Annotated in this window: 10 protein-coding genes; 8 read left to right on the top strand and 2 right to left on the bottom strand. The window is 66.7% G+C overall.

Translation table 11 applies throughout. The features are described from left to right. Window positions 1-64: 64 nt before the first annotated feature. The gene (locus HF690_RS04525; RefSeq protein ID WP_168608610.1) at window positions 65-1,546 is read right to left on the bottom strand and encodes a leucyl aminopeptidase; all 1,482 of its coding nucleotides are present in this window, start codon (window positions 1,544-1,546) and stop codon (window positions 65-67) included. Between the two features lie 186 nt (window positions 1,547-1,732). Between HF690_RS04525 and lptF the strand changes: the two genes are divergently transcribed. Then, the gene (gene lptF / locus HF690_RS04520) at window positions 1,733-2,845 is read left to right on the top strand and encodes an LPS export ABC transporter permease LptF (protein WP_168608609.1); all 1,113 of its coding nucleotides are present in this window, start codon (window positions 1,733-1,735) and stop codon (window positions 2,843-2,845) included. Continuing rightward, complete coding sequence (gene lptG / locus HF690_RS04515) at window positions 2,842-3,948, top strand: LPS export ABC transporter permease LptG (RefSeq protein WP_425495902.1); 1,107 nt, start codon at window positions 2,842-2,844, stop codon at window positions 3,946-3,948. The genes lptF and lptG overlap by 4 nt, the downstream gene beginning before the upstream one ends. Window positions 3,949-4,037: 89 nt before the next feature. On the opposite strand, the gene HF690_RS04510 is transcribed toward lptG, so the two are convergent. Continuing rightward, window positions 4,038-4,535, bottom strand: a complete 498-nt coding sequence (locus tag HF690_RS04510; RefSeq protein ID WP_168184680.1) for an RDD family protein — start codon at window positions 4,533-4,535, stop codon at window positions 4,038-4,040. A gap of 41 nt (window positions 4,536-4,576) precedes the next feature. Here HF690_RS04510 and xerD point away from each other — a divergent pair, with 41 nt between their 5' ends. From xerD to HF690_RS04480, 6 genes are all read left to right on the top strand, one after another. After that, window positions 4,577-5,488: a site-specific tyrosine recombinase XerD gene (xerD, locus tag HF690_RS04505; protein ID WP_168608608.1), complete on the top strand. Its 912-nt coding sequence runs from the start codon at window positions 4,577-4,579 to the stop codon at window positions 5,486-5,488. Between the two features lie 79 nt (window positions 5,489-5,567). Continuing rightward, complete coding sequence (locus HF690_RS04500; RefSeq protein WP_168608607.1) at window positions 5,568-6,527, top strand: glycosyltransferase family 2 protein; 960 nt, start codon at window positions 5,568-5,570, stop codon at window positions 6,525-6,527. After that, window positions 6,524-8,143 (top strand): hypothetical protein, encoded by a 1,620-nt coding sequence (locus HF690_RS04495; protein ID WP_168608606.1) that lies wholly within the window; start codon window positions 6,524-6,526, stop codon window positions 8,141-8,143. The genes HF690_RS04500 and HF690_RS04495 overlap by 4 nt, the downstream gene beginning before the upstream one ends. A gap of 139 nt (window positions 8,144-8,282) precedes the next feature. After that, window positions 8,283-9,077 carry a DsbC family protein gene (locus HF690_RS04490; protein WP_168608605.1) on the top strand — a complete coding sequence of 265 codons (795 nt, stop codon included), beginning with the start codon at window positions 8,283-8,285 and terminating at the stop codon, window positions 9,075-9,077. 97 nt (window positions 9,078-9,174) lie between these two features. Next, a complete protein-coding gene (gene purL / locus HF690_RS04485; protein ID WP_113064587.1) occupies window positions 9,175-13,041 on the top strand; it encodes a phosphoribosylformylglycinamidine synthase in 3,867 nt (1,288 codons plus the stop codon). 226 nt (window positions 13,042-13,267) lie between these two features. Next, window positions 13,268-14,149 (top strand): glycosyltransferase family 2 protein, encoded by an 882-nt coding sequence (locus HF690_RS04480; RefSeq protein ID WP_193568398.1) that lies wholly within the window; start codon window positions 13,268-13,270, stop codon window positions 14,147-14,149. The last annotated feature ends 26 nt before the right edge of the window (window positions 14,150-14,175 follow it).

The following is a 14,175-nucleotide window of genomic DNA, read 5'->3' as shown; positions in this document are numbered from 1 at the left end:
CGCCGCACGACCGGCGGCGCCGTGATGCGGACCGGGCGCATGGCCGCCCGGTCCGCGTTCGGTCTTACTGGCAGCGGTCGATCAGCCACTGCGCCAGCAGGGACACCGGGCGGCCGCTGGCCAGTCCCTTGCGGCCCGATTCCCAGGCGGTGCCGGCGATGTCCAGGTGCGCCCAGCGCTGGCCTTCCGTGAAGCGCGACAGGAAGCAGCCCGCCGTGATCGCTCCGGCCGGTCGGCCGCCGATGTTGGCGAAGTCGGCGAAGGCCGATTCCAGCATCTTCTGGTAGTCGTCCCACAGCGGCAGACGCCAGGCGCGATCCAGTGTGTTCTCGCCGGCGGCGAGCAGTTCGTCGGCCAGGTCGTCATGCTTGCTCATAAGGCCGGTGGCGTGGCTGCCCAGGGCGATCACGCAGGCGCCGGTCAGCGTGGCGGCATCGATGATGACCTGCGGCTCGAAACGCTGCGTATAGGTCAGCGCGTCGCACAGGATCAGGCGGCCCTCGGCGTCGGTGTTGAGCACCTCGACGGTCTTGCCGGACATGGTGTTCAGCACGTCGCTGGGGCGGTACGAGTTGCCGTCGGTCATGTTCTCGACCGAGGGCACCACGCAGACCAGGTTCACCGGCAGCTTCATCTTCACCGCGGCGACGAAGCCGCCGAGCACGCCGGCCGCGCCGCACATGTCGAACTTCATCTCTTCCATCGAACCGGTCGGCTTGATGTTCAGGCCGCCGGCGTCGAAGGTGACGCCCTTGCCGACGAAAGCGTAGGGCTTGTCGCCGTCCTTGCCGCCGTTCCACTTCAGCACGATCAGGCGCGGCGCATTGGCCGAACCGCGCGCCACGGCCAGCAGCGAGTGCATGCCCAGCTCTTCCATCTGCTCGCGCTCGAGCACTTCGACGTCGACGCCGTCGTGGGCGTTGGCGAACTCGGTGGCCTGCTCAGCGAGCCATGCCGGCACGCAGATGTTCGGTGGCATGTTGCCCAGATGACGGGCGAAGCGCACGCCCTCGGCCATGCCCTCGGCCTGCGCCAGCGCGGCGTCCTGGCCTTCGCCGGCCAGCGCCAGCGACTTCAGCTTGGTGTCCTTGGATTCGGCGCCGGCCTCGAAAGTGGCCGTGTAGCGGTAGGCGGCATGATCGAAGGCCAGCGCCGCGGTGCGCACGCGCCAGGCGGCGTCCTTGCCCGGCACGTCGAGCGCGCTCAGCCAGCTGGCGGCGCGATCGACGGAGAGCCCGGAGACGGTCTTGCCGGCCGCCAGGCAGGCTTGCTGGAAGCGGCTGGCGTTGAATTCCGCCTTCACGCCGAGGCCGACCACCATGACGCGCTCGGCCTTCACGCCGTCGAGGTCGTAGAGGCTGTGAACGGTGCCGACCTTGCCGGTGATGTCACCGCCGTCGATGCGACGCTTGATCGCACCCTTGGACGCGACATCGATGGATTCGGCCGCTTCCGACAGCACGCCGGTGGTATACACGCCGACGATGATGCAAGGCGTGTCGATGGATTCGGGAGCGCCGGTGGCCAGGCTCAGTTGCAGGGTCATGGGATGTCCTTCTGTACGATTTGGAACCGGAGGTCCGCGACAATTCGGGGATGCGGTGCGGTATCCGGCTGAATGCGGCATGGCCGCATCGATGACCGGCCTGCCGACAATGTGCCGGACCGGCTACACTTCGCCTTCGACCGCACGCGTCCGTCGCGACGCGAACATTTCACTCGCCATTATCGCATGCTGCGCATCCTCGACCGTTATTTCCTGCGCGAACTCGTTCTGAGCGTGCTCGCCACCACCATCGTGCTACTGGTGATCTTCACCGGCGGTACCTTTGCGCGCGTGTTGCAGCAGGTGGCCAACGGCAGCTTTCCGGCCAGCGTGATGTTCCAGGTGCTGGGTCTGCGCATCGTCAACGCGCTGCCGGGTCTGCTGCCGCTGTCCTTGTTTCTCGGCGTGCTGGTGGCGCTGGGGCGCATGTGGCGCGACAGTGAAATGCACGTGTTGGCTGCCGCCGGCATGGGGCCGGGCGGCCTGATGCGGCCGGCGCTGATGCTCGGCATTCCGGCGACGGTGCTGATCGCGGTGGTATCGCTGTGGCTGGGGCCACTCTCGGCGCGCACGGCCGACCAGCTGGTGGCCGAGGCCAACCGCTCGGTGATCGCTGCCGGTCTCGACGCCGGTCGCTTCACGGAACTGCCGGGCAAGGGCGGCGTGATCTTCGTGGCCGGCATGAACCGCAAAGGCACCAAGCTGGATCAGGTTTTCCTGGCCAGCGATGAAGCCGCGACGGACACGCATCCGGCGCGGGTCAAGCTGATCACCGCCAAGCGCGGCGAGCTGTACCAGGGCAGCGAAACCCACGGGCGCTACCTCGCGCTGATGGACGGCTGGCAGTTCCAGGTGCCGCTCGGTCGCGAGAACTGGCAGCGCATGCGTTATCGGCGCAACGACGTGGCGCTGTCCGAGGTGCGGCCGCAGAGTGACGACGACAGCGATCCGCTGAGCAGTGTGAGCACGCTGGACCTGATCGACTCGAACAATGTCGATGCGCGCGCCGAGCTGGCCTGGCGCACGGCGGCGCCGGCCACCGCGCTGGTGCTCTTGCTGCTGGCTCTGCCGCTGGCGCGGCAATCGCCGCGCGAGGCGCGCTACGGCCGTCTGCTGCTGGCCGTGCTGGCGTACTTCCTCTATTTCCTGCTGCTGTCGCTGGGGCGCGCGCTCATTGATCGCGGCACGGTGAGCAACAGCGCGCCGATGTGGGTGCTGCACATCCTGGTGACGCTGGGTGCGCTGTGGATGTTCCGCCGTCAGTTCAGCGCGTGGCGCGTGAAGGGAGCCGATGCATGAGACTGCCGATGCCGCGCGTGAAGCAGGTCGACCGCCTGATCGCGACCAGCGTGCTGAGCACGCTCGCCATCGTCTGGCTGATCCTGGTCGGCTTCGACACGCTGGGCCAGTTCCTCCGGCAGCTCGGTCACGTCGGCGATCACGGCTACACCCTCAGCAAGGCCGCGATCTACATCGCCGACACCATCCCGCGGCGCATGTACGAGCATTTTGGCAACGCGGCGCTGATCGGCGGTCTGCTCGGTCTGGGCGGTTTGGCCGGCAGCGGCGAACTGACGGCGCTGCGCGCGGCGGGCATGTCCAAGCTGCGCATCGCCGTCTCGGTGACGGCGGTGGTCGCCGTGCTGACGGTGGCGGTGATGCTGATCGGCGAGACTCTGGCTCCGGCCGGCGATCAGCGCGCGCAGGCCATCCAGCTGGCACTGCATTCGGACAACATCGGCCTGACTACGCGCAGCGGCCTGTGGGCGCGCGACGGCGACGACGTGGTCAACGCCAAGCGCGCGCAGGCGGTGCGCGTAGACGGGCACCAGCGCGTGCAGCTGGTCGACGTGCGCGTGTTCAGCTTCGACGACAGCGGCCAACTGGTGAAATTCCGCCGCGCCAAGAGCGCCGAGAACAACGGTCGCGACTGGACCCTGAAGGATCTGCGCATCAGCACGCTGGACGCCGATGGCGTGCACAGTCACGAGGTTGCCTCGGTGCCGTGGAAGACGCATCTGGACGCGCGCGTGCTGGAGCAGTCCATCGTGCATCCGCAGTATCTGTCGATGCGCGATCTGTACGCCAACATGCAGTACCTGCGCGCCAACGGCCAGAATCCGGGCGCCTACGCGGTGTCGTTCTGGTCGCACGCGCTGTATCCGCTGAACGTGCTGGTGCTGGTGCTGTGCGCGATGCCGTTCGCCTTCGGTGCGCTGCGCTCGGGCGGTCTCGGCAAGCGCCTGTTCATCGGCGTGCTGCTGGCCATCGCCTGGTACTTCCTGCAGCAGTCGATGACCAACTTCGGCACGGTCTATGGTCTGTCGCCGATGCTGGCGAATTTGCTGCCGGCCATGGTGCTGGTGATTGTGGCGACGCTGTACTTCCGCCGGCACGGCTAGCGTCCCCGAAAACGGTGGGGCCCGTCCGTAACGCGGAACGATTCGATCGAATCCTGAAAGGTCGCGGTTTCCGCGCGGCGCGGAAAGGTTCAGTTCTTCGGGGCAGGCCGATACACGATCCAGGTGCCGGCGAGCATGTCGTGCAGCGCGCGATGCCGGCGGTCGAACAGGGCCGGAAGCAGGAACAGCGCCCAGGCGGCGAACGGCGCGATCATTGCAGCCACCGGACCGGCGAACGGTGCGATGGACAGCAGCAGCAGCGGCGTGGCGAGTATCGCGAAGCGCAGGATTGAGCGGCGCAGGTCGGGTGCCGTGCCGGCGTCGGTACGCAGATAGAGGCGCCAGGGGCGCATGCCCAGGCTCTGTCCGCCGCGCGTCCACGAGATCAGGAAGTACGCCGCCGGCGCCAGCAGCAGTGCAGCGCGGTACCACGCGGCGTGCGGATCGAGCTGGCCGCGGGTGATCAGCAGGCAGACCATGTCGGTCACGAACAGGATCGCCAGCACCGCCAGCAGTTCGTAGACCAGGGCCAGCAGGCGCCGCCAGAACGGCGCGGGCAGCTCGGAGGAGCGGGTCGTTTCATTCATAGGCTTGCGCCGGGTGCGTGCTTGCATCCAGCATCGCGGTCATGACGGACAAGACCGACAGTATCGCCGATGTGGACCGCGACAGCATCGATGTTTTCATCGAACGACTGTGGTCGGAGGACGGCCTGGCCGCGCGCACGCTGGATGCCTATCGACGCGATCTGGAAGGACTGGCGCGCTGGCTGAATGGGCATGGCACCCATCTGGACACAGCGGGGCGTGCCGATATTTCCGGGTATCTCGGCGCGCAGCGCGTGTCCGCACGCAGCATGGCGCGGCGACAGACCACGTTTCGCCGCTACTACGCGCATGTGGCGCGGCATCGCCCCGGTTTCGAGGACCCGACGCTGATGCTGCAGCGCCCCAAGCTCCCGCGAAGTCTGCCCAAGGCGCTGGCCGAGCGCGAGGTCGAAGCGCTGCTCACCGCGCCGGACGTGACCACGCCGCTGGGTCTGCGCGACCGCGCCATGCTGGAGCTGATGTACGCCTCCGGGCTGCGCGTGTCGGAGTTGGTCAACGTGCCGATCGCGGGCCTCAATATGCGCCAGGGCGTGCTGCGCGTCACCGGCAAGGGCGACAAGGAGCGTCTGATTCCGGTCGGCGAGACCGCGCTCGACTGGATCGAGCGCTACCTGAACGAAGCGCGCCCCGAACTGGCGCGCGGACGACAGCCGGTGGCGCTGTTCCTGTCCAACCGCGCCGCGGCGATGAGCCGGCAGATGTTCTGGACGCTGGTCAAGCGCTACGCGATGCAGGTCGGCATCGCCGCCAAGCGCATTTCCCCGCACGTGCTGCGGCATTCCTTCGCCACGCACCTGCTCAATCACGGCGCGGACCTGCGCGCCCTGCAGATGCTGCTGGGGCACAGCGCGCTCAGCACCACGCAGATCTACACGCTCGTTGCGCGCGAGGGACTCAAGCGACTGCATGCCCAGCATCATCCGCGCGGATGATACGGCCGGTGAGCGGCATGGCCCGCGCCGTGCAGTCCCGCTACGATAACGGCCTTGATTGGTTCATGGATGGAAACGCATGCCGGAACAACCCGGACAAGCGCAGGGGGAAGATGCCGCGGTTGCGGTTCTGATTCCGTGCTACAACGAGGCGGCGACCATCGCCGATGTCGTGCGCGACTTCGCGAAGTACCTGCCGCAGGCGACGATCTACGTCTACGACAACAATTCCGTCGACGACACGGCCGGCCGGGCCGAAGCCGCCGGTGCGGTGGTGCGGCGCGAACCGCGGCAGGGCAAGGGCAGCGTGGTGCGGCGCATGTTCGCGGACATCGAGGCCGATTTCTACGTGCTGGTGGATGGCGACGACACGTATGACGCCGGCGCCGCCGAGACGATGGTGCAGCGGCTGGTCGATCAGCAGTTGGACATGGTCGTGGGTGTGCGCGTCAGCAGCGAGGACGAGGCTTACCGCTTCGGCCATCGCTTCGGCAATCGCTTCTTCACCAGCACGGTGGGTTTGCTGTTCGGTGGGAGCACTGGTGACATGCTCTCCGGGTACCGCGTGTTCTCGCGCCGGTTCGTGAAGTCGTTCCCGACGCAGGTCGACGGCTTCGAGATCGAGACCGAGTTGACCGTGCACGCACTGGAATTGCGCATGCCCACGGACGAGATCCGCACCACCTATCGCGCCCGTCCGGAAGGCTCGGAGAGCAAGCTTAGTACGTGGAAAGACGGGTTGCAGATCCTGCTCCGACTGCTGCGCCTTTCCAAGGATGCTCGCCCGCTGGCGTTCTTTTCGATCCTTAGCGCATTGACCGCAACAGCGTCTGTTCTACTGGCGATTCCGTTGATCATGACGTGGCTGGACACCGGTCTGGTGCCGCGTTTTCCCACCGCGATCCTGTGCGCGGCGTTGATGGTCGTGGCCATGCTTTTCCTGGCTTGCGGCATCATCCTGGACACGGTGACCCGCGGGCGTAGCGAGACGCGTCGTCTTGCCTACCTGTCGATACCGTTGCGGTCGTCGCGGACATGATCGACGGTTTCGTGCGGCGCGTGTTCGGATGGTCCGCCCGGCATCCGCTGGGTGCGCTGGCGCTCTGCCTGCTCGTCGGTGCGCTGACTTCGGTGCTGCTCGGGCAGGACATCAACTGGGACCTGCTGAATTATCACCTGTACAACCCGTGGGCCTGGTTGACCGGTCATGCAAACGACGACGTGGCGGTGGCCGGCTTGCAGAGCTACTACAACCCGCTGCCGGACATCCCGTACTACCTGTTGGTCACCGGGCCGCTGAATGCCTGGCCGCGCGTGGTCGCCGCTCTGCAGGGGCTCTGGTATGGCGCGCTGATTTATGTGGTCGGCGTCATCGTGATCGAGTTTGCTCGGAGGGAGGGGCGTGCGGCGGGCCTGGGCGAGGCGCTGGCGTGGTGGATCGGCGTGTCCGGGAGTGCGGTAATGGCGCAGGCCGGGGCCACGTTCAATGAGGTCCCGCTGGCCATGCTGGTGCTCACGGTCTTCGCCATGCTGCTGCGCATCGCGCCGGCAGCTGACGGCGCCGGGCAGCGCGGGGTGGGATGGAAGCTGTTGTTGGCCGGTTTGCTGGCGGGCGTGGCGGTGGGACTGAAGCCCACGGCGATCGTCTATGCGCCAGCGCTGGCTGCAGCCTGCCTGGTACTGGCGCCGCGTGGATCGCGCATGCGTCATGTCGCATTGTTCGGAGTTGCCGGTGCGACGGGGGTGCTGCTTGCCTACGGCGCGTGGGGTCTGCATCTGTACCGCATGACCGGCAATCCGCTGTTCCCGTTGTTCAACAACGTGTTCCATTCCGACTGGGTGCCAGCCATCAACGGCACGGATGCGCGTTTCCGACCGCACGGCGTGCTGCAGTGGCTGTTTTATCCGTTCGAGTGGAGCGTGCGCAAAAGCCGTCTGGTCAGCGAATTTCCGATGCGCGACGGACGTCTTGCCGTGGTCTGGCTCGGTGTGGTGGCGCTCGGCGCCATGTTGCCGTGGCGCTTGCGTCGTGCGGGTACCGCGCAGGCGCAGCGGGCAGGTCTGCGTGCGGAGATGGCGTTGCTGCTCTTTGTGGGCGTGGCCTACGCTGGCTGGTTGGCGCTGTTCTCCATCTATCGCTATCTGATTCCGGTCGAGGCCCTGAGCGGATTGATCGGTCTGCTGCTGATACGCCGGTTCGCCGAACAGCTCCGTGGGCGCGTTGCGCGTCGCGTCTGGGTAGGGGTCGGTGTGTTCGTCACGCTGCTGCTGCTGTTCGGGACGCATCGCCCAGACTGGGGGCATGCGCCTTTTGCTGCGCACAGTGTCGAAGTGCACGCACCTCGACTTCCCGATGACACACTGGTGCTGGTGGTCGATCAGCCCAATGCCTTCGTGGTGCCATTCCTGCAGGGGCGGCGTGCGACGTTTGCCGGAATCACGTGGTTCACGAACCTTGCGCGTCATCAAATGCTGGGAGCGATGCTGCGAGAGCGGATCGCAACCCATCGGGGGCCGATACAGGCCGTGGTGCGCGACCTGCCGGCGGCGGGCAAAGATCTGCGCCGATATGGGCTGACGCTTGCGTCGCATCGCTGCCGGCCGATCCGGTCCAATCTCGACGATGATCTGAAATTGTGCGCGCTGAATCGGTGAGCGAGGCCTGACCTGCGACGATCCGGTTTCGTGCTGCAGGGCCGTTGCGACGTCCGGGTGGCGTGCGACAATGCAGTTCCTTTCCGGCGCGTATGCATCCTGTCGACGTTTGCGCGCGGCTTGTCGAGTGAGAAGCTTCATGGTCCGCAAAATTCTGGTTGTCGCGTTTTTCCTGTCGTCTTTCGCTGCCATCGCCGCGGCGCCCGCATCCGGTCCTGCGACCAAGGTGGTGGCGCACGCGCTGGCCCGTCTGGCGCCGGATGCGAAGCCGACCCACGTCGAGCCGGCGCCGATGCCCGGCTTCTATCAGGCCCTGGTGCACGGCAAGATCATCTACGTCAGTACCGACGGCAAGTACGTGATGGCCGGTCAGCTGTTCGATGCGGACCAGTCGCGCAATCTCACTGAAGCGAACATGAAGGCGATTCGCCGGCAGGCGCTGGCGACGGTGCCGGCCAGTGATCGCGTGATCTACGCGCCGCCGCACCCGAAGTACACGGTGACCGTGTTCACCGATCTCGATTGCGGCTACTGCCGTGTGTTCCACCAGCACATGGCGGCCTACAACGCCGAAGGCATTGCGGTGCAGTATCTGTTCTGGCCGCGTTCGGGCCTGAAGGCCGTGCCCAGTGGCCGCGATACGCCGTCCTACGCCAAGGCCGTGTCGGTCTGGTGCGCCAAGGACCGCAAGAAAGCCTTCACCGAGGCCAAGGCCGGCGAGTCCATCAAGTCGGCGACGTGCCCCAATCCGGTGGCGCGCGAGTACCACCTGGGTCAGCGCATCGGTGTGGACGGCACGCCCACGATCATCGCCGAGGACGGTTCGGTGATCGGCGGTTATCTGAACCCGAGGCAGCTCCTGCAGGCGGTGCGCATGGTGCGTATCCAGCAGACGCCGGCCGGCACGGACCCGAAGGCCGCCGCGCAGCGCTGAGCTTGCGGCACGATTCAATCGTGCCGTTTGTCGCAGGGTGGTGTTGGCCGCGACGGGACTCCGGTAGAATGGCCGTTTTCCTTTGCGCAGCAAGCACATGATTGCTCTCGACGGGCACAGTGCCCTTTCCCCGTTTCGCCTCGACCAGATCAACGCCCGACTCGGCGCCATCCAGCACGGGTTGCGCGTTCGATCAGCCTGGTTCGTCTACTTTGTCGAGACCGGACCGGCGCTCGACGAAGAAGCGCTGGCGCACTTGCGCGGCGTGCTGGCGGCGAAGGAGGACGATCCGGCCGATGCCTCGCTCTGGGTGACGCCCCGCCTGGGCACCATTTCGCCGTGGTCGAGCAAGGCCACCGACATTGTGCGTGAGGCCGGGCTGGATGTGGTCCGCGTCGAGCGCGGAGTGGCTTATCTGATCGATCATCGGCCCGAGGCGGGCAGCGACGACGAGCGCGCGATGCTCGCGCAACTGCACGATCCGATGACGCAATCGGTGCTGTCGGATCGGGACGAGGCCGAAGGCCTGTTCCTGCACGGCCAAGCCGGCCCGCTGGCGCGCGTCGAGTTGGGCGAGGCGGCGCATGATGCGCTGATCGCCGCCAACCGCGAGTTGGGCCTGGCGCTGGCCGACGACGAGATCGACTATCTGGCCGCTCGCTACGCCGAGATGGATCGCGATCCCAGCGACGCCGAGCTGATGATGTTCGCGCAGGCCAACTCCGAGCACTGCCGGCACAAGGTCTTCAACGCCACCTGGAGTGTCGACGGCGATCCGCAGACGGTCACGCTGTTCGGCATGATCCGCAACACGCACGAGAAGTCGCCGGCGCACACGCTGTCCGCGTATTCGGACAATGCCGCAGTCATCAGCGGCGGCGTGGGCAAGCGCTTCTTCGCCGATCCCGAGGACGGCGTCTGGCGCATGACCGAAGAGGACATCGACTTCGCCATCAAGGTGGAGACGCACAACCACCCGACCGCGATTGCGCCATGGCCCGGCGCGGGTACCGGTGCCGGTGGCGAGATCCGCGACGAGGGCGCGACCGGCCGTGGCGGCAAGCCCAAGGCTGGCCTGACCGGCTTCTCCGTGTCGCATCTGCGCATTCCCGGGCTGCCGCGGCCGTGGGAGAACGAGCGGCCGTTGCCGGCGCGATTCGCCACCGCGTTCGAGATCATGCGCGATGGTCCGCTGGGCGCGGCCGCGTACAACAACGAATTCGGTCGTCCGTGCCTGGGTGGCTACTTCCGCACCTTCGAGACCGAGAACGGCAAGCCCGGCGTGCGCCGTGGCTACGACAAGCCGATCATGATCGCCGGGGGTCTGGCCAACATCCGTCGTCAGCATGTGGCCAAGGGCCAGGTGAAACCGGGTGACAAGGTCGTCGTGCTGGGCGGGCCGGCGATGCTGATCGGTCTGGGTGGCGGCGCCGCTTCGTCGATGGCCGGCGGCAGCTCCAGCGACGAACTCGACTTCGCCTCGGTGCAGCGCGACAACCCGGAAATGGAGCGCCGCTGCCAGGAAGTCATCGACCAGTGCTGGGCGCGCGGTGAACACAATCCGATTGTCAGCATTCACGATGTCGGTGCGGGCGGCCTGTCCAACGCCATTCCCGAGATCCTGCACGACGCCGACCTGGGTGGCGACATCGATCTGTCGAAGATTCCCTGCGACGACCCGTCGTTGACGCCGATGCAGGTGTGGTGCAACGAGTCGCAGGAACGCTATGTGCTGGCGGTGCGACCGGACGATCTGGAGATGCTGGAGGCGATCTGCCTGCGCGAGCGCTGCCCGCTGGCCGTGGTCGGCGAGGCCACTGCCGAGGAACATCTCCGCGTGCATGATCGCAAGCGCGACATTCGCGTGATCGATCTGTCCATGGACATGCTGTTCGGCAAGCCGCCGCGCATGCACCGTGATGCCACCCGCTGCAAGCCGCGCGTGGACCTGGTGCCGGACCTGTCCGGCATCGAGCTGGGCGAGGCGCTGAGCCGCGTGCTGCGCATGCCGGTGGTCGGCAGCAAGTCGTTCCTCATTACCATCGGCGACCGCAGCGTCGGCGGCCTGTGCGCACGCGATCCGATGGTCGGTCCGTGGCAGGTGCCGGTGGCCGACTGCGCCGTGACCCTGCTCGATTTCGACGGCTATGCCGGCGAGGCGATGGCGATGGCCGAACGCGCGCCGGTGGCGCTGCTGTCCAGCGCCGACGCCGCGCGCATCGCGGTCGGCGAGGCCATCACCAATCTGGCGGCCGCGCCCATCGGTGATCTGAGCAAGATCCGTCTGTCCGCCAACTGGATGGCGGCGGTCAACCATGCCGGCGAGGATGCCGCGCTGTTCGACGCCGTGGAAGCGGTGGCCATGGAGCTGTGCCCGCAGTTGGGCCTGTCCATTCCCGTCGGCAAGGATTCGATGTCCATGCAGACCGTGTGGGACGATCCGGAGGCCGGCGAGCAGCGCACCGTGGCGCCGGTTTCGCTGGTGGTCACCGGTTTCGCCCATGTCGAGGACGTGCGCAAGTCACTGACGCCGCAGCTGCGGATGGATCAGGGCGACACGGACCTGTGGCTGATCGACCTCGGCGGCGGCCGCGACCGTCTCGGCGCGTCGGCGCTGACCCAGGCGTTCAACCGCGGCGGTGGCGTGCCGCCCGATCTGGACGATCCGAAGCGCCTGAAGGCGCTGTTCGACCTGGTGCAGGAAGCCAACGCCGCGGATCTGGTGCTGGCCTACCACGACCGTTCCGACGGTGGCGTGATCGTCACCCTGCTGGAAATGGCCTTCGCCGGGCACTGCGGTCTGGAAATCCAGCTGGAAGGCTGGGCCGATGCCACCCTGCGTGCCCTGTTCAACGAGGAGCTGGGCGCCGTGCTGCAGGTGCCGCGCGCGCAGCGCGAGGCGTTCGAGGCACTGCTGGACAAGCACGGCCTGAGCGAACTCGGCCACTGCATCGGCGAGCCACGCCAGAAGCTCGGCATCAAGCTGTTCATGGGTACCGACGTGTTCGCCAAGTGGAACTGGCAGGAACAGTTCAACGCCTGGACCGAAACCAGCTACGCCATGCAGCGCCTGCGCGACAACCCGGATTGCGCGGACGCCGAACGGGAATGGCGCATCGACGACAGCGATCGCGGCATCCGTCCGTCGGTGAGTTTCGATCCGGCCGAGGATGTGGCCGCGCCGATGATCGCCACCGGCAAGCGTCCGCGCGTGGCGATCCTGCGCGAGCAGGGGGTCAATGGTCAGGTCGAGATGGCGGCGGCCTTCGACCGCGCCGGCTTCGAGACCGTCGACGTGCACATGTCCGATCTGCTCGCGAGCCGCCGTTTCCTTGACGCCTTCAACGGACTGGCTGCATGCGGCGGCTTCTCCTACGGTGACGTGCTGGGCGCGGGACGCGGTTGGGCCACGACGATTCTGTACAACGACCATCTGCGACCGCAGTTCGAGCGCTTCCTCGCCGACGGTTCGCGCTTCGCCCTGGGCGTATGCAATGGCTGCCAGATGTTCTCGCACCTCAAGGACATCATTCCGGGCGCCAAGCACTGGCCTGAATTCCTGCGCAACACGTCCGAGCAGTACGAAGCACGTCTGGCCACCGTGGAAGTGCTGAACTCCGACAGCATCTTCCTGCAGGGCATGGCCGGCTCCCGCATTCCCGTGGTGGTTGCGCACGGCGAGGGGCGCGCCGACTTCCCGCTTTCGTGCAGCCCGTCGAAGAGCCATGGCTGTCTGCGTTATGTCGATGATCGCGGCGCGCCGACCGAGCGCTATCCGCTCAATCCGAACGGTTCGCCGGGCGGCTTGACTGGCTTCACGGCTGCCGACGGTCGCGTGCTCATCATGATGCCGCATCCTGAGCGCGTGTTCCGCAGCGTGCAGATGTCCTGGCGGCCGCCGGAATGGGGCGAGGATTCGCCGTGGATGCGCATGTTCCGGAACGCTCGCGTCTGGGTCGACTGAGTGCCGGGGAACTGACGTCGCTATTGCCGGTCCAGTATGTCGGTCTCTGCAGAACGGTGCTGCGTCTGGCTGTCCGTGCATTCGGCACGGCAAATGCGGCGGATTCGCGGTGCTTGCGGTGTGTCCGGATTGGCTCTGCGGGCATGCAGGCGGTAGCATTCATGTCGCCGCAGGCAATCCATGAATTGATGACACGCGGCTTGGCCGGGACAGGATGCAAAGCGCCATGCAGAAAGGACTGACCAGCATCATCATCGTCACCGCCGACAGCGGCCCCACGACACGGGCATGTGTCGCGCGGGCGCTGGACAGCGACGTCCCCGTCGAAGTCATCCTGGTCGACAACGGTTCCAGCGATGGCGAACCCGAAGCCATTGCCCGCGCGCGCAGCGAGGACCATCGCCTGCGCGTCGTGTACAACCGCGCCAACCTCGGCTTCGGTGCGGCCGTGAACCACGGCGCGAGGCAGGCCGAGGGCGATCATCTTCTGATCCTCAATCCCGACTGTCTGCTCGAAGCCGATACCGTGAGCCGTCTTCGCGAAGCGCTGGATTCGCATTTGCAGGGCGGGCTCGTCGGGGCAGTCATCTGTGACGAAGAGGGCGAGATCGATCCGGCTTCCCGCCGCCGCGATCCGCTGTTGCACCGGGCGCTGGCGACCATGCGCGGCCGCGATCGCGGCGATGGCGAGCATGCACGCGAGGGCGTCTACGTGTACGGTGCGATGCCGGAAGGTGTCACCGAGGAAGAAGCCGTTTCCGGGGCGCTGATGCTGCTCAAACGCCGCGTTTTCGAGCGCGTCGAGGGTTTCGATACCGGTTATTTCCTGCACTGCGAGGACCTGGATCTGTGCCGTAGGGTGCGGGATGCGGGGTACGAGGTCCTGCTGGCCGGCCAGGTGCGGGTGGTGCACGCAGGCGGAAGTTCCAGTCGTCACCGCCCGGTATTCGTCAGTCGGCACAAGCACGCCGGGATGTGGCGCTGGTTCCGAAAATTTGACCCGGCAGCGCGCAACCCGTTCACGGCGCTGTTCGTGTGGAGCGGCTTGTGGGCGCATTTCCTGCTCGGCGTGCCGAGGCTCATCGCTTCGCGCCGGTCATCTGGCTGAGTCGCGTCAGAGGCGTACACTTCGGT

Origin of the sequence: Oleiagrimonas citrea (assembly GCF_012395255.1) — a bacterium.
Lineage (GTDB): Bacteria > Pseudomonadota > Gammaproteobacteria > Xanthomonadales > Rhodanobacteraceae > Oleiagrimonas > Oleiagrimonas citrea.
Note: the sequence above shows the minus strand (reverse complement) of the source record. Positions and strands in the feature narration are given on the sequence as shown.